A 15,206-nucleotide genomic window follows, 5' to 3' on the forward strand; every position below is an offset into this window, starting at 1 on the left:
GCTTTGCGATCAACCGGCCGGCGCTCGCGTCGGCCATGGCGAATTGTAGGATCGACCGAAAATGCTTCTCATCCGCTGCCCCTATTGCGAGGAAGAGCGTCCGGAGCTCGAATTCCGCAACGCCGGCGAGGCGCATATTGCGCGCTCGGCCAACATCGCCGGAGAGAGCGACGACGACTTCGAGAAGTTCTTCTTCATCCGCTCGAACCCGAAGGGCGTCATCTATGAACGCTGGCGGCACATCCATGGCTGCGCGCGCTTCTTCAATGCCGTGCGCGACACCGTCACCGACAAGTTCGTCATGACCTACAAGGCCGGTGAGCCGAGGCCCGCGAAGCTGCCTGGAGCCTCGAAATGAACGCCGCGTTCCGCATCCCCGGCGCCGGCCGCCTGAAGCAGGCAAAGACCGCCTCCTTCAGCTTCGACGGCAAGTCCTATGTCGGTATCGAGGGCGATACGCTCGCTTCGGCGCTGCTTGCCAACGGCGTGCATCTGGTCGGCCGGTCGTTCAAATATCACCGGCCGCGCGGCTTCCTGTCGGCCGGCGCGGAGGAGCCCAATGCGCTGGTGCAGATCGTGCGCGACGATGCACGCAAGACGCCCAACGTGCGAGCGACCGTACAGGAGCTCTATGACGGTCTCACCGCCAATTCGCAGAACCGCTGGCCGTCGCTTGCCTTCGACGTCGGCGCAGTCAACGACGTCGCCTCGCCGCTATTTTCGGCCGGCTTCTACTACAAGACCTTCATGTGGCCGAAGTCGGCCTGGAAAAACCTCTACGAGCCGAAGATCCGTGCTGCTGCCGGCCTCGGCGTTTCGCCGGACAGGCCCGATCCGGACCATTATGCGGCACGCTACGCGCATTGCGAGGTGCTGGTGCTGGGCGGCGGCGCCGCCGGCATTGCCGCGGCCCTTGCGGCGGCCGAAGCAGGCGTGCGGGTGATCATCTGCGACGAGCAGGCCGAATTCGGCGGCAGCCTGCGCTTCGAGAGCGGCGCCAGGATCGACGGCGAGCGCGGTTATGCCTGGGCGCAAGCCGCGATCGCCAGGCTGAAGGCGATGGAGAATGTGCGCGTGCTGTCGCGCACCACTGCTTTTGGGTATTATGCGCAGAATTTCGTCGGCCTGGTCGAGCGCGTCAGCGACCATCTGCAGAGCCCCGGCGGCGGGTTGGCGCGCGAGCGCTTGTGGCAGGTCCGCGCCAAACGCGTCGTGCTGGCGACCGGCGCCATCGAGCGGCACATGGTGTTCGCCGACAACGACCGGCCGGGCATCATGCTGGCGTCGGCGGCGCGCACCTATCTCAACCACTACGGCGTGGCAGTTGGCAAAAATGTCGGCGTCTACACCGCCAATGATTCGGCTTACGCAGCGGCGATCGACCTCAAGAGAGCCGGCGTCAATATCGCGGCCATCGTCGACCTGCGCGACAACCCGACCGGACCGATGATCGACGAGGCGCGGTCGCTCGGCATCGAGATGAATTTCGGCCGCGCCGTGATCCGCGCCGGCGGCAAGCTGCGGGTGTCGTCGATGACGGTGCAGCCGAAGAGCGGCAGCGGCGAGCGCACCATCCCCGTCGACGCGATCCTGATGTCGGCCGGCTGGACGCCGTCGGTGCATCTGTTCTCGCAGTCGCGCGGCAAGGTCGCGTTCGACGACGAGACGCGGCGCTTCGTGCCGGGGACATACGCGCAGGACTGCGTCTCGGTCGGCGCCTGCAACGGCACCGATGGCTTGTCGGCGACAATCGAGGAAGCCTTTGCGGCCGGCGCCAAGGCGGCCAAGGATGCGGGCGGCAAGGATTCCAGCGTCAAGACGGGCAAGGGCGCAAAGCCGAAGGTTGACGCCTCGGAGAGCTGGTCGCGCGGCATGCTGGGCGCCGCTCCGGGTGCCGGACCGGACACGACGGTGAAAGCCTTCGTCGATTTCCAGAACGACGTCACTGCCAAGGACATCCGCCAGGCGGTGCATGAAGGCATGCACTCGATCGAGCACGTCAAGCGCTTCACCACCAACGGCATGGCCACCGACCAGGGCAAGACCTCCAACATGCACGGCCTGGCGATCGCCGCCGAGACGCTCGGCAAGCCGATCCCGCAGGTCGGCCTCACCACTTTCCGCGCCCCTTACACTCCGGTGACCTTCGGCGCGATCGTCGGACACGCGCGTGGGCCGCTGTTCGATCCAACCCGGCGCACGGCGACGCATGGCTGGGCGGCTGCCCATGGCGCGGTGTTCGAGGATGTCGGCCACTGGAAACGTGCCTGGTATTTCCCCAGGACGGGCGAGGACATGCACGCCGCGGTCGACCGCGAATGCGTCACCGTGCGAAAGGCGGCCGGCCTGTTCGACGCCTCGACGCTCGGCAAGATCGAGGTGGTCGGGCCGGATGCGGCAAGGTTCATGGAGCTGCTCTACACCAATCCGTGGGAGAAGCTGGAAACCGGCCGCTGCCGCTACGGCATCATGCTGCGCGAGGACGGCTTCATCTATGACGACGGCGTCGTCGGCAGGCTGGCGCCGGACCGCTTCCATGTGACGACGACGACGGGCGGCGCGCCGCGCGTCATGCACCACATGGAGGATTACCTTCAGACCGAATTCCCGCACCTCAATGTCTGGCTGACCTCGATCACCGAACAATGGGCGGTGATCGCGGTGCAGGGCCCCAGCGCGCGGAAAATTATCGAACCCTTGGTCGAACACATCGACATGTCGGACGCGGCGATGCCGCATATGTCGGTGCGCGAGGGCAAGATCTGCGGCGTGCCGACGAGGCTGTTCCGCATGTCGTTCACCGGCGAGCGCGGCTTCGAGGTCAACGTGCCGGCCGACTATGGCGAGGCGGTCTGGGAGGCGCTGTGGGCCGAGGGGCAGAAATATGGCGCCACTGCCTACGGCACCGAGGCCATGCACGTGCTGCGCGCCGAGAAGGGCTACATCATCGTCGGCCAGGATACTGACGGCACGGTGACACCGAACGATGCCGGGCTCGACTGGGCGGTCGGCAAAAAGAAGACCGATTTCGTCGGTATTCGCGGCCTGATGCGGCCGGACCTTGTGGCCAAGGGCCGCAAGCAGCTCGTCGGGCTCAAGACCAAGGACCCGAAGGTCGTGCTGGAGGAAGGCGCGCAGATCGTCGACGATCCGAAACAGCCGATCCCGATGAAGATGATCGGCCACGTCACCTCCAGCTACTGGTCGGAAAATTGCGGGCGCTCGATCGCGCTGGCGCTGGTCGCCGGCGGCCGCGACCGCATGGGCCAGACGCTCTATGTGCCGATGCCGGACGGCACCATCGAGGTGGAGGTCACCGGCATGGTGTTCGTCGACGAGAAGGGGGAGCGCCTCAATGGCTAAGGCTGCCGCCAAGACAAATGTCGCTGCGCCCTCGGTCGAGCGGCGCCCGGCGCTCGCCGGCCGCACACTATCGGCGCCGGGCGTCAAGGTCGAAATGCTGCCGCCGGCCGAACGCATCTCGTTGCGCGCGCCTGAGGATTCCGTGGCCGCGCTGTCCAAGGCGCTCGGCATGACCTTGCCGGCAAAGCCAAAGACATCGGCGGCAAAGGGCGGGCGCACGGCGCTTTGGCTCGGTCCGGACGAATGGCTCATCATCGACGAGGCCGGCAAGGATCCGCTCGCCGATTGCGCCATGGTTTCGGCACTGCATTCGGCGGTCGGCATCGCGCACCGCAACGTCGCCATCGCGGTCACCGGCCCGGCAGCCGCGGTGACAGTCAATTCGGGCTGCCCGCAGGATCTGTCGCTCGAGGCGTTTCCGGTCGGGGCCGCCTCGCGCACCATCCTCGGCAAGGCCGAGATCGTGCTGTTGCGGACCGAGGCGGAAACGTTCCGGATCGAGTGCTGGCGTTCCTTCGCGGACTATGTCTTTACTTTCCTGTCGGAAGCGGCCGGCGACGCGGCGCATTAGGAATATTGGCCGAGCACGTTCGCTTTCCGGCGGCGAACCGAGGGAGAGTGCCGATGCCGTCGAAACCTTCGCCCAAGTCGCCCAAGAAGACGCCGGCGGTCCGTTCGCTCGAGCGGGAAATACATCGCGAGATCGAAGAAGAAGAACTCGAGGAAGGCCTCGAAGATACGTTTCCGGCCAGCGATCCGGTGTCGATCACCGGCACCATCATCCCAGGCGCCCCCGCCAAGCCCGGCAAGGCCAAAACCGCGCCGGGGAGAAAACCGCGCAAGACATAGGCGCAGTCGCCGATCGTTTCAGCCGGCGCGACACAGACGGATGCGAAACGGGCGGCCAAAAGCCGCCCGTTTCGATTTGAAATCTTATCTGTCGTGTCGGCGCTCAGAGGCCGGGCACGAACCACGGGCTGACATCGATGCCGAGACGCGGGCTCTTGGTCGTCTTGTTGGCGTCTGCCTTTTCCACCGAACCGGTAGCTGTGCAGTCGAGCTTCACATTGGCGTTGGTCTGGGCGCAGGCTGCGGGGGCATGCTTGGCCGGCTGGTTTGCGCCAGCGAAAGCGGCACCCGAGAAAGCCAGCATGGTGGTGAGAGCGAGAAAGGTCTTCTTCATTTTCCGTCTCCAGTCAATCGTTTTCGTACATGTATAATGTAACGTACAGATACGGCTGATGGCGTCGGAATTCAACGGGAATCTGTACGCGTACGATAAAATTTTATTGAACGTGGGAAATCGCCGCCGCAAATCACCCGATCGGCGGTGGGGAACGACGGCGACAGCGGTCAGCAGTTGATGGTTTGTTCGGGGAGCGGGGGAATGTCCTGCGCCTGCAATCCTGCCAGCGTGAAGTCGCACATCCGCTTCACATAAGCCTGGGGATCGCCGAACGGATAGAAAGGAAAGGAAATTAGCAGCGAGATCGTGCCGTGGCCGACCGTCCACAGCATGGTGGCGATGGCGCGCGGGTCGCCCTTGAGCTTGCCGGCGGCGACGCAGGCCTCGACCCTTTTGATCAGCACCTTCATGGCCGGATTGCCTTCCTCCATGTCCTCGTAGCTGCGGCCTTCGGGCAGCCTGGTCTGCTCGGTCATGAAGACGGTGCGGTATTCGTTGGGATTGCCGAGACCGAAGGCGGCGTATTCGGTCATGACCGCCCGCAGTGCCTCGATCGGATCGTCGGCGGGGTGTTCCTCAATGCGCCTGGCAAGCGTCTCGAAGGCATCTTCGGCGAGCGCGAAAAGGATATCCTGCTTGTCGGCGAAGTAGGAATAGACCGACATCGGCGCGTAACCGACCCGCTTGGCGAGCTTGCGGATGGTCAGGCCCTCATAGCCCTCCTCCTGCACGAGCTTGTGAGCCGCATCGACCAGTTCGGAGCGAAGCTCGGCCTTCTGCTTCTCGCGGCGTTTCTGAACGCTCAGCGCCAATGTTGTCTGCCTTGGTGAGTTGGTTGCCTGACTAAACTATATACGCTGTACGGAAACGGACAAGAGAGCGGGCTGGTTCCGCAGCGTCCGCTTAAAGCGCATCGCGCCTCATCGGATTCGGGCGACGTGCTTAAGTTTTTGTTTCGATGCACGTCGTTCGGCGACGAAGGCTCTTACTGCGCCGCGATCGAGTCCGCCGGTCGCGCCGGTGATCAGCACCGTCGCGGCATTGAAACAGCCCATCGCTCAGCCCTCTCTATCGATTAGTTCCACAGCCAGCGCTGCGAGCAGTTTCACCATCTGACTATAGGTCTGGGCCTTTTCCGGATTGGAGGCGTTGCCGTCCAGCGCGCGGCGATAGACGCCCTGGCAGATCGCCGCCAGCCGAAAGAACGAGAAGGCCAGGAAGAAGGTCCAGTTGCCGATGCCGTCAAGTCCGCGCCGCCGGCAATAGTCGGCGACATAGGCCTGCTCCGAAGGCAAGCCGATCGCCGCGCGGTCGACGCCGCCAAGGCCGCGAAGTCCGGACGCCGGCGGCAGGCGCCACTGCATGCATTGATAAGCGAGGTCGGCAAAGGGATGGCCGAGCGTCGACAATTCCCAATCGAGCACGCCAATCACCTTCGGCTCGCCAGGCGCGAAAACCATATTGTCCAGCCGGTAATCGCCATGCACCAGCGAGACACGGCCGTCGTCGGGCGGCATGTGCATCTCCAGCCAGACAATCAGCCGCTCCATGTCGGCGATCTCTCCGGTTTCGGAAGCGCGGTACTGGCTGGTCCAGCGGGCGAACTGGCGCTCGAAATAGCTGCCGGGCCTGCCGAAATCGCCGAGGCCTACGGCCTCGACATTGACGTCGTGAAGGGCAGCGAGCGTCACATTCATGGCATCGTAGATCGCGGCGCGCTCATCGTTGCTCGAAATATCCGGCAATGACGGGTCCCAGAAGATGCGGCCGGCGAGGAATTCCATGACATAGAACATGCGGCCGATCGGGGATTCATCGCCTGACAGATGCAGCATGCGCGGCACCGGCACGGCCGTGCCGGCAAGCGCCCGCATGACCCGGAATTCGCGGTCGACCTGGTGGGCGGATTTCAGGAGCTGGCCGGGCGGCTTGGCGCGCAGCACGTAGCGGCCGCTTGCGGCAGTCAAAAGATAGGTCGGGTTCGATTGCCCGGACTTGAATTTCTCGACCGCGGAAAGCCCGGCAAAACCGGGAATATATACTTCCAGATAGGGCGCAAGTGCCGCCTGATCGATCGCAGTGGCGTCGATGCTCATGCGGTCTCTGGCTGGCGCTCGATGAGCGTCAACGTCAGCCAGCGTGCGGTCAGCGCCGGCTTCTTCGATCCCTCGATCTCGATGGTCACGTCGTGGGCCGTCTGCACCCATCCCGAAGGCCTGACCTTGACGTCGGCCAGCACGAAGCGGGTCCGGATGCGCGCGCCGGTCTTCACCGGCGCCAGGAAGCGCAGCGAATCGAAGCCGTGATTGACGCCCATCTTGGTGTTCTCGATCGGCGGCATGGTCTCGAAGGTCATCGCCGACAACAGCGACAGCGACAGGAAGCCATGCGCGATGGTGCCGCCGAAAGGCGTCTCGCGCGCGGCGCGCTCCGGATCGCAATGGATGAACTGATGGTCGTCGGTGGCGTCGGCGAACTGGTCGATCATGCGCTGCGTCACCGTTCGCCACGGCGATACGCCGACCTCCTTGCCGACGCTCGCCAGAAGCACATCGAGACTGATCGGTTCCACGCTGATGTTCTCCATTTCACCCACCTGGATGGCGAACGTCTTCATTCCTTGAACAGTGTCAACCCATGCTGCACCGACTGGCCACCGTCGATCGGCAGGATGGCGCCGGTGACGTAGCTGCCGGCACGGCTGCACAAATAGAGCGTTGCGCCGGCAATGTCATCCGGCACGCCGATGCGGCCGAGCGGTACATGGCCGCCGACGTGTTTCGCCTGCTCCTCGGTCGCGGTGGCGAAGGCCGTCATCCGACTCTGGAAGGGCCCGGGTGCAAAGGCATTGACGGTGATGCGGCGGCCGGCAAATTCGAGCGCCAGCGTTCGCGTCAAATGGTGCACCGCGGCTTTCGAAGCGGTGTAGGAATAGGCGTCGTCGGCAAGCGGCTGCGTGCCCATTACCGATCCCAGATTGATTATCCGGGCCGGATCCTCGTCCTTTGCCGCGGCATCGAGCAGCGGCAGGAGTTCGCGTGTCAGATGGAAGACGGCGGTGACGTTGACTCCGAACACCTTTGCCCAGGCGTGGTAGGGGAATTCCTCCAGCGGTGCGCCCCAGGAGACGCCGGCATTGTTGACCAGAATATGCAGCCGGTCGGTGCGCACCTTCACTTCGGTTACGAGCGCGGCGATACCCGCCTCGCTGGAGACATCGGCGGCAAAGCCCTCGGCCCGGCCGGCGCCGCCCTGCGCATTGAGCTCGCTGGCAACGCGGACGCAGTCCTCGCCCTTGCGCGAGGCGATCATCACGGTGGCGCCGGCCCGCACCAGGGCGGTCGCCACCATGCGGCCGATGCCGGTCGCCGCTCCCGTCACCAGCGCGGCCTTGCCGGCGACCGAGAACAGCTTGTCCAGATAGCTCATCGCATTTCCTCCGCATCCGCTGTCCCGCGCCGGCCCGCGGGACTCGCGTTGACAAGGCTAGCCGAAGTACGGTCATCCTTGCCATGAATAAAGATGCATGCGGAAAGGGTCTGGCGATGGCGGACATGAACCTCGGCATGACCGAGCGGCTGAAGCCGATCCACACGCGTGTCGCTGCGATGGTGCGCGACGAGATCGCGCCGCTCGGCGAGGAGTTTCTGGCCGAAGTCGGCAGGAACGGCGACCGCTGGACCTACAGCGCCAGACAGACCGAGATCCTCGAAGGCCTGAAGCAGGTGGCGCGGGAGCGCGGCCTGTGGAATTTCTGGCTGACTGATTCCAACCGCGGCTACGGCCTGTCGACGGTCGAATACGCCTATCTGGCGGAGGAGATGGGCAAGGCGCATCTCGGCGCCGAGACCTTCAACTGCTCGGCGCCCGACACCGGCAACATGGAAGTGCTGGAGCGCTATGGCTCGGAAGAGCACAAGCGGGAATGGCTCGAACCGCTGCTCGAGGGGAAAATCCGCTCCGCCTACCTGATGACCGAGCCGGACGTCGCCTCCTCGGATGCCACCAACATTTCCATGCGCTGCGAGCGGCGCGGCGACGATTATGTGCTCAACGGCGAGAAATGGTGGGCGTCGGGCGCCGGCGACCCGCGCTGCGCCATCTATATCGTCATGGTCAGGACCGGCTCGGACGACGAGCCGCAGCATCGCCGGCATTCGATGATCCTGGTGCCTTCCGACAGCAAGGGCATCACCAAGCTGCGGCCGATGCAGGTCTATGGCGACGACGACGCGCCGCACGGTCATATGCATCTCAGATTCGACAATGTGAGCGTGCCGGCGGCTAACCTGATCCTTGGCGAGGGCAGGGGGTTCGAAATCGCGCAGGGGCGGCTGGGGCCGGGCCGCATCCACCACTGCATGCGGGCGATCGGCCAGGCTGAGATGGCGCTTGAGATGCTGTGCCAGCGCTCCATGCGGCGCGAGGCCTTCGGCCAGCCCTTGGCGAAGCTCGGAGCCAATTTCGACACGATCGCCGAATGCAGGATGGAGATCGAGATGGCGCGGCTACTTTGCCTCAAGGCGGCCTGGATGATCGACCAGGGCGATGCGCGCGCCGCCGCCCCCTGGATCAGCCAGATCAAGGTCATCGCGCCGCGTGTCGCGCTGAAAGTCACCGACGAGGCGGTGCAGATGTTCGGCGCGCAAGGCATCAGCCAGGACACGCCGCTCGCCCGCTCGTGGACGCACCTGCGGACCCTTCGTCTTGCAGACGGACCGGACGCCGTGCACCGGCGGCAGGTGGCGCGCGCGGAACTGAAGAAATACACGCAGGAGAAGGTCTGACCGCAATGCCGCTTCCGTTGGAAATGAAGGCCTTACTGCTTGTCGGCGACGGCTATGCGAGAACGCCTTCGGCCGGCGCGCTGGAGGCGATGGAGCCTTATCTCCAGCCGGGCCGCATCGGCGTGCCGGCACCGGGGCCGACGCAGGCGCTGATCAAGGTCAGCCTTGCCTCGATCAACCCGTCCGATATCGCCTTCATCAAGGGTCAATACGGCCAGCCGCGCGTGAAGGGACAGCCGGCCGGTTTCGAGGGCGTCGGCATCGTCGCAGCGACCGGCGACGATCCTTACGCCAGGAGCCTGGAGGGCAAGCGGGTCGCTTTCGCCACCGGCCTGTCGAACTGGGGTTCGTGGGCCGACTATGCGGTCGCCGAGGCGGCGTCCTGCATTCCGCTGCTCGACACGGTGCGCGACGAGGATGCGGCGGCGATGATCGTCAATCCGCTCACCGCGCTCGCCATGTTCGACATCGTCAAGCAGGAAGGCGAGAAGGCCTTCATCATGACCGCCGGCGCCAGCCAGCTCTGCAAGCTGATCATCGGTCTTGCCAGGGAAGAAGAATTCCGGCCGATCGTCACCGTGCGCCGCGACGAGCAGATCCCGCTGCTGAAGGAGCTCGGCGCCGCGCATGTCCTCAACGAGAAGACGGCTGATTTCGAGACGGCACTGCGCGCGGTGGTCAAGGCCGAGCAGCCGCGCATCTTCCTCGATGCGGTGACGGGGCCGTTGGCTTCAGCCATTTTCAACGCGATGCCGAAGCGCTCGCGCTGGATCATCTATGGCCGGCTCGACGCCGAGCCGACGGTGATCCGCGAGCCCGGCCAGCTGATTTTTCAGGACAAGCATATCGAAGGTTTCTGGCTGGCCGAATGGATGCGCCGGTTCCGCGACCGGCGCGGCCCGGCGGTGCTGGAGGCGCAGCAGCGCTTTTCCGACGGGCGCTGGTCGACGGATGTCACTGCCGTAGTGCCGCTGGACGAGGCAATGGCCAAGGTGCCGGCGGAGCTCGCCAGGCCGAACGGCAAGGTGTTTATCAGGCCGTAAGCCAATACCCTGTTTTAGCGAAGGGCCTCCAGGTCGCGGATGCGTTTGGCGCCATCGGCTTCAAGCTGCCGCGTTACGGCGCCGATAATCGTTTCGGCGACGACGAAGAGGGCGGCCGAGGAATCCCACGCCGAGGGCACGGCGGTGCGCCCGGCAATCACATGGCGGGCGAAACGCGCGATCGGCGACAGCCACTGGTCGGTGAACAGCACGATCTGCACGCCGCGCTGATGCGCCTTCTCGGCAAAGCGGATGAGGCTTTCCTGATAGCGCCTGATGTCGAAGATCACCAGCACGTCGCGCTTGCCCATGTCGATCAGCCGATCCCGCCAGATGCTTTCCTGGCCGGCGAGATGGTAGACATCCGGCTGGATGATGGCGAGGTGGGCGGCCATGTAGCGGGCCAGCGGATCGGTGAAGCGGCCGCCGATCAGGAAGGTCTTGCCGCGCCGCTCCGCAAGCCGCGCGGCGATGTCGGCCAATTGCTTGTCCGAGAGGTGCCGGAATGTCTCGCGCATGTTGTCGAGGGTCGCCTCCAGCATCGGGGAGACGGCGCTGCCGGCCGAGGACGGGTTGAGCGTGCGCGATGCCGGCGACTGCAATTGCGCGGCCAACTCATCCTGCAGCGCCGACTGGAATTCGGGGTAGTTCTGGAATCCCAGCCTGGCGACGAAGCGCAGGATTGTCGGCGAGGAGACGCCGGCGGCGGTCGAGAACTCGGCCACCGTCTTCAGCCCGGTCAGCGGATAGTTGGCGATCAGCGTCTGCGCGGCGCGGCGCTCGCCGGCCGGCATCGTCGCGATACGATCCGAAATCAGTTCGGCAATGCTGGAAATCATCGTTTTCCCCCACTCATTGGCCCGGCCGACGCTCATTTGCCGAATTCGCGTTTGACAAAGGCGGTTAAACTGTATGAAATCATCCACAGGGACGCAATGAGACAAAATACGTAACATAAGATACAGCGCTTCCCAGGGGACAGGTATGGAGACAGCACGGCCCGCGAGCCTTGCGCCGTCCGAGACCGTAAGGGTGACCAACCCCGGCGGGTCCAGCCCTTTCGTCTTCACCTGCGATCATGCCTCGAACTTCTTGCCCGCCGAATTCGGAACGCTCGGCCTGCCTGTCGAGGACCTCTCCCGCCACATCGCCTGGGATCCGGGCGCGCTCCCGGTGGCCAGCCGTATGGCCGCGGCGCTCGACGCGACGCTGGTCGAGACCCGCATCTCGCGTCTCGTCATCGACTGCAACCGGCCGCTCGATGCACCGGACCTGGTGCCGCCGGTCAGCGAAACCACCGCCATTCCCGGCAATACCGGCCTGTCCGAGAAGCAGCGTGCGGCGCGGATCGACCTGTCCTGGCGTCCTTTCCATGACACGATCGCGCATATCATCGACAGGCGGCTGGCCCGCAGGCAGGAGACGCGGCTAGTTTCGGTGCATTCCTTCACGCCGGTCTATAAGGGCAGGAGCAGGCCCTGGCATATCGGCATCATCCACGACGACGACCGCCGGCTGGCGGCGCCGCTGATAGCGGCGCTGCAGCGGCTGGCCGGCGTCATCGTCGGCGTCAACGAGCCCTATTCGCCGGCCGATCGCGTCTATTTCACGCTTGAACGGCATGCGCGCTCGCGCGGCCTTGCCTGCGCGATGATCGAAATCCGCAACGATGAAATCTCCGGCGAGGCCGGGCAGCGGAAATGGGCGGATCTGCTCACCGGCATCTTTTCGAATCTGGAGCCCGAGGAGGCCAGGGGCTCCCGACAAAGCGCAATGGAAAAGTCAGTTCAAACGGCCAGCTAAGAACACAAGGGGACTTCAAATGGCAGCACCTGATCACACAGACAAGTCGGAGGACGTAAAGATCCTTCACAGTATGGGCTACGCCCAGGAATTGGCTCGCCGCATGAGCGGCTTTTCCAACTTCGCCATTTCCTTCTCTATCATTTGCATCTTGGCTGGCGGCATCACGTCGTTCCCGCTGGCGATGGGCACCGGCAGCGGTTTCGAGGCGACCCTCGGTTGGGTCATCGGCGGTCTCTTCGCCCTTGTCGTCGCTACCTCGCTCGGGCAGATCGGCTCGGCCTACCCTACCGCTGGGGGCCTCTACCACTGGTCCTCTATTCTCGGCGGGCGCGGCTGGGGTTGGGCAACAGCCTGGATTAATCTGCTCGGTCTGATCTTCGTCGTTGCTTCGGTGAATGTCGGTGTCTATTTGCTGTTTTCAGGGCTTGTCGCAGGGCCGATCCTCGGCTTGGACACATCGACATGGGGCTTTTGGCAGCAGACGACGGCAGTCGTCATAATTACCGTTACCCAAGGTCTGTTCAATCATCTGGGCATCAAGACGACGACGAGGTTGACCGACTTTTCGGGCTACCTCATCCTCGTTGTAGCGGTCGTGCTGACGCTGACCTTCCTGATCTGGGGGGCGCACAGCTTCGATCTTTCGCGGTTGACGACTTTCGTCAACACGACCGGTGAGCCTGGTGGTGGCTATGTTCCGACCGCCCGCACGGGGCTGGTGGCCTTCCTGATCGGCCTTCTCTACCCGCTTTATACGATCACCGGCTTTGACGCCTCGGCGCACACCGCCGAGGAGACACACAATGCTCGCACAGCGGTGCCCAGAGGCATGATCCATGCCGTTCTGTGGTCTCTCGTCTTTGGCTTCGTCATGGCGGTCTCCTTCGTCCTCGCGAGCCCCGATCTTGCGGCGACCGCCAAGGACGGCGGCAATGCCTGGTTCAACCTGTTCAACAATCTACCGGCGCCCACCTGGCTGAAGGATCTCCTCGGCATCTGCATTGTGCTGTCGAATTACCTGTGCGCGCTGGCCGGGCTCACTTCGACCTCGCGTATGATCTTCGCGTTTTCGCGCGACGGAGGTCTGCCTGGGTCCTCTTTTTGGAAGCAGGTTTCGCCGACATGGCGCACGCCTGTCCCGGCCATCTGGCTCGGAGTGGTGCTCTCGGTCGCGGCGACACTGTACTCGCCGGCCTTCGCCGCATTGGCGGCCGGCTGTGCCCTGTTCCTCTATGTGTCCTATGCAATGCCGGTAGCGGCCGGTCTGCTGGCAGAGGGCAAGAGCTGGACCGAATTCGGTCCGTTCCGTCTCGGCATGTGGTCCAAGCCGTTCGCCGTCATCACCATCCTCGGCGTTCTGATCCTGATGTATGCCGGCATCCAGCCGCCGTTCGACATCCTGATCAACTACGCCATCGGCTTGATAATCCTGCTCACGGTACTGTGGTTCGGCATCGAATCCCGGCGCTTCAAGGGTCCGCCGATCGGCGCCGACATTGCTCGCCGCCAGGCGGAGATTGCGGCAGCCGAAGTGGCGGTCGGCGAAACCGGCCACTGACAACTAGCCTTAAACCCATGGCCGGTCTTAGCGCCGGCCATGGTTTTGTTTCCCCTTCAAATCGACAAGCGCTGGGAGCGCCAAAGGAATGGCCGGGAATTTCTCGTTCGATCAGTTGAAGAAGGCGGTCTCCGGCGGCGAGATCGACACGGTGCTGGCCTGCATCGTCGATATGCAGGGCCGGCTCGCGGGAAAGCGCTTCCTGGCCCAGTATTTCGTCGATTCCGCACATGACGAAACGCATGGCTGCAACTATCTGCTGGCTGCAGACATCGATATGGAGCCGGTGCCAGGCTACAAGGCGGCGAGCTGGTCGAAGGGCTATGGCGACTTCGTCATGAAGCCGGATCTTTCGACGCTCAGGCGCATTCCTTGGCTGGAAAAGACGGCGCTGGTCATCTGCGACGTGCTCGACCACCACGACCATGAGGATTTGGCACATTCACCTCGCGCGATCCTGAAGAAGCAGGTCAAGCGGCTGAAGGAGCGCGGCTATATCGGCTATTTCGCCTCCGAGCTCGAATTCTATCTGTTCAGCGAAACCTACGATTCCGCCCGCAGGAAGCACTGGCAGGGCCTCGACACCGCCTCGCCCTATATCGGCGATTACCAGATCGGCATCACCAGCAAGGAAGAAGGCGTCATGCGCCGGCTTCGCAACGAGATGGAAGCGGCAGGCATCCCGATCGAGAATTCCAAGGGGGAGTGGGGGCCGGGCCAGGAAGAGATCAACGTGCGCTATGCCGAGGCGCTGGAGATGGCCGACCGCCACGTCATCCTGAAGAACGGCGCCAAGGAGATCGCCGATTCCGAAGGCAAGGCGATCTCCTTCATGGCCAAGTACAATTACGGGCTCGCCGGCAATTCCAGCCACATCCACAATTCGCTGTGGAGCGCTGACGGCGAGACGCCGCTGTTCTTCGACAAAAAGGCCGAGTGGACGCTGTCGAGCCTCGGCCAGCAATGGGCGGCCGGCCAGCTCAAATATGCCAACGAATTCACTTGGTTCCTGGCGCCCTACATCAATTCCTACAAGCGCTTCCAGGCCGGCACCTTCGCGCCGACCAAGATCATGTGGAGCGAGGACAACCGCACCGCCGGCTTCCGGCTCTGCGGCGAAGGCACCAAGGGCATACGCATGGAGTGCCGCATCGGCGGTGCCGACCTCAACCCCTATCTCGCCTTCGCGGCGCTGATCGCGTCCGGCCTTGCCGGCATCGACGAGAAGCTGGAACTGCAGAAGCCATTCGTCGGTGATGCCTATCAGGCGTCACAACTGCCGGAAATCCCGAAAACGCTGCGCGACGCCACCGAGACGCTGGCAAAGTCCACGATGCTGAAGCAGGCCTTCGGCGAGGACGTGATCGAGCACTATGTGCATACCGCCCGCTGGGAGCAGTTCGAATACGACCGCCGCATCACGGACTGGGAACTGCACCGGGGGTTTGAGCGGTACTGATGGC

15 protein-coding genes are annotated in these 15,206 nt (G+C 64.0%); 9 read left to right on the forward strand and 6 right to left on the reverse strand.

Going from position 1 to position 15,206, the window contains the following annotated elements:
- Positions 1-61: 61 nt before the first annotated feature.
- The 4 genes from FJ974_RS08595 to FJ974_RS08610 are packed head-to-tail and all read left to right on the forward strand — an operon-like array spanning position 62 to position 4,212.
- Entirely contained in the window at positions 62-358 is a 297-nt protein-coding gene (locus FJ974_RS08595; protein ID WP_140529725.1) for a sarcosine oxidase subunit delta, read from the forward strand.
- Positions 355-3,363, forward strand: coding sequence for a sarcosine oxidase subunit alpha (locus tag FJ974_RS08600; protein ID WP_140529727.1), 3,009 nt, complete (start codon positions 355-357; stop codon positions 3,361-3,363). The genes FJ974_RS08595 and FJ974_RS08600 overlap by 4 nt, the downstream gene beginning before the upstream one ends.
- Positions 3,356-3,934 (forward strand): sarcosine oxidase subunit gamma, encoded by a 579-nt coding sequence (locus FJ974_RS08605; protein WP_140529729.1) that lies wholly within the window; start codon positions 3,356-3,358, stop codon positions 3,932-3,934. Before FJ974_RS08600 ends, FJ974_RS08605 begins: the two co-directional genes overlap by 8 nt.
- Positions 3,935-3,987: 53 nt before the next feature.
- Positions 3,988-4,212 carry a hypothetical protein gene (locus FJ974_RS08610; protein WP_140529731.1) on the forward strand — a complete coding sequence of 75 codons (225 nt, stop codon included), beginning with the start codon at positions 3,988-3,990 and terminating at the stop codon, positions 4,210-4,212.
- 103 nt (positions 4,213-4,315) lie between these two features.
- On the opposite strand, the gene FJ974_RS08615 is transcribed toward FJ974_RS08610, so the two are convergent.
- From FJ974_RS08615 to FJ974_RS08635, 5 genes are all read right to left on the reverse strand, one after another.
- Positions 4,316-4,546 carry a DUF680 domain-containing protein gene (locus FJ974_RS08615; protein ID WP_140529733.1) on the reverse strand — a complete coding sequence of 77 codons (231 nt, stop codon included), beginning with the start codon at positions 4,544-4,546 and terminating at the stop codon, positions 4,316-4,318.
- Positions 4,547-4,716: 170 nt separating this feature from the next.
- On the reverse strand, positions 4,717-5,361 hold the full coding sequence (locus FJ974_RS08620; protein ID WP_140529735.1) for a TetR/AcrR family transcriptional regulator: 645 nt from the start codon (positions 5,359-5,361) through the stop codon (positions 4,717-4,719).
- Positions 5,362-5,607: 246 nt separating this feature from the next.
- Positions 5,608-6,645 carry a phosphotransferase gene (locus FJ974_RS08625; protein WP_140529737.1) on the reverse strand — a complete coding sequence of 346 codons (1,038 nt, stop codon included), beginning with the start codon at positions 6,643-6,645 and terminating at the stop codon, positions 5,608-5,610.
- A complete protein-coding gene (locus tag FJ974_RS08630) occupies positions 6,642-7,136 on the reverse strand; it encodes a MaoC family dehydratase (protein WP_319023056.1) in 495 nt (164 codons plus the stop codon). The genes FJ974_RS08625 and FJ974_RS08630 overlap by 4 nt, the downstream gene beginning before the upstream one ends.
- Before the next feature lie 26 nt (positions 7,137-7,162).
- Positions 7,163-7,978: an SDR family oxidoreductase gene (locus FJ974_RS08635; RefSeq protein WP_140529741.1), complete on the reverse strand. Its 816-nt coding sequence runs from the start codon at positions 7,976-7,978 to the stop codon at positions 7,163-7,165.
- A 116-nt stretch (positions 7,979-8,094) separates the two neighbouring features.
- Between FJ974_RS08635 and FJ974_RS08640 the strand changes: the two genes are divergently transcribed.
- Together FJ974_RS08640 and FJ974_RS08645 are read left to right on the forward strand one after the other, a co-directional pair.
- A complete protein-coding gene (locus FJ974_RS08640; protein ID WP_140529743.1) occupies positions 8,095-9,336 on the forward strand; it encodes an acyl-CoA dehydrogenase family protein in 1,242 nt (413 codons plus the stop codon).
- 5 nt (positions 9,337-9,341) lie between these two features.
- Positions 9,342-10,379: a zinc-binding dehydrogenase gene (locus FJ974_RS08645; RefSeq protein WP_140529745.1), complete on the forward strand. Its 1,038-nt coding sequence runs from the start codon at positions 9,342-9,344 to the stop codon at positions 10,377-10,379.
- A 14-nt stretch (positions 10,380-10,393) separates the two neighbouring features.
- Here FJ974_RS08645 and FJ974_RS08650 read toward each other — a convergent pair whose 3' ends face one another.
- Positions 10,394-11,218 carry a MurR/RpiR family transcriptional regulator gene (locus tag FJ974_RS08650; protein ID WP_140529747.1) on the reverse strand — a complete coding sequence of 275 codons (825 nt, stop codon included), beginning with the start codon at positions 11,216-11,218 and terminating at the stop codon, positions 10,394-10,396.
- A 145-nt stretch (positions 11,219-11,363) separates the two neighbouring features.
- On the opposite strand from FJ974_RS08650, the gene FJ974_RS08655 reads away from it, so the two are divergent.
- The 3 genes from FJ974_RS08655 to FJ974_RS08665 all read left to right on the forward strand — a co-directional run bounded on the left by FJ974_RS08655 (position 11,364) and on the right by FJ974_RS08665 (position 15,202).
- A complete protein-coding gene (locus FJ974_RS08655; RefSeq protein WP_140529748.1) occupies positions 11,364-12,182 on the forward strand; it encodes an N-formylglutamate amidohydrolase in 819 nt (272 codons plus the stop codon).
- A 19-nt stretch (positions 12,183-12,201) separates the two neighbouring features.
- Complete coding sequence (locus FJ974_RS08660; protein WP_140529750.1) at positions 12,202-13,743, forward strand: amino acid permease; 1,542 nt, start codon at positions 12,202-12,204, stop codon at positions 13,741-13,743.
- 88 nt (positions 13,744-13,831) lie between these two features.
- Positions 13,832-15,202, forward strand: coding sequence for a glutamine synthetase family protein (locus FJ974_RS08665; protein ID WP_140529752.1), 1,371 nt, complete (start codon positions 13,832-13,834; stop codon positions 15,200-15,202).
- Positions 15,203-15,206: the final 4 nt, after the last annotated feature.

The organism is Mesorhizobium sp. B1-1-8 (assembly GCF_006442795.2).
Lineage (GTDB): Bacteria > Pseudomonadota > Alphaproteobacteria > Rhizobiales > Rhizobiaceae > Mesorhizobium.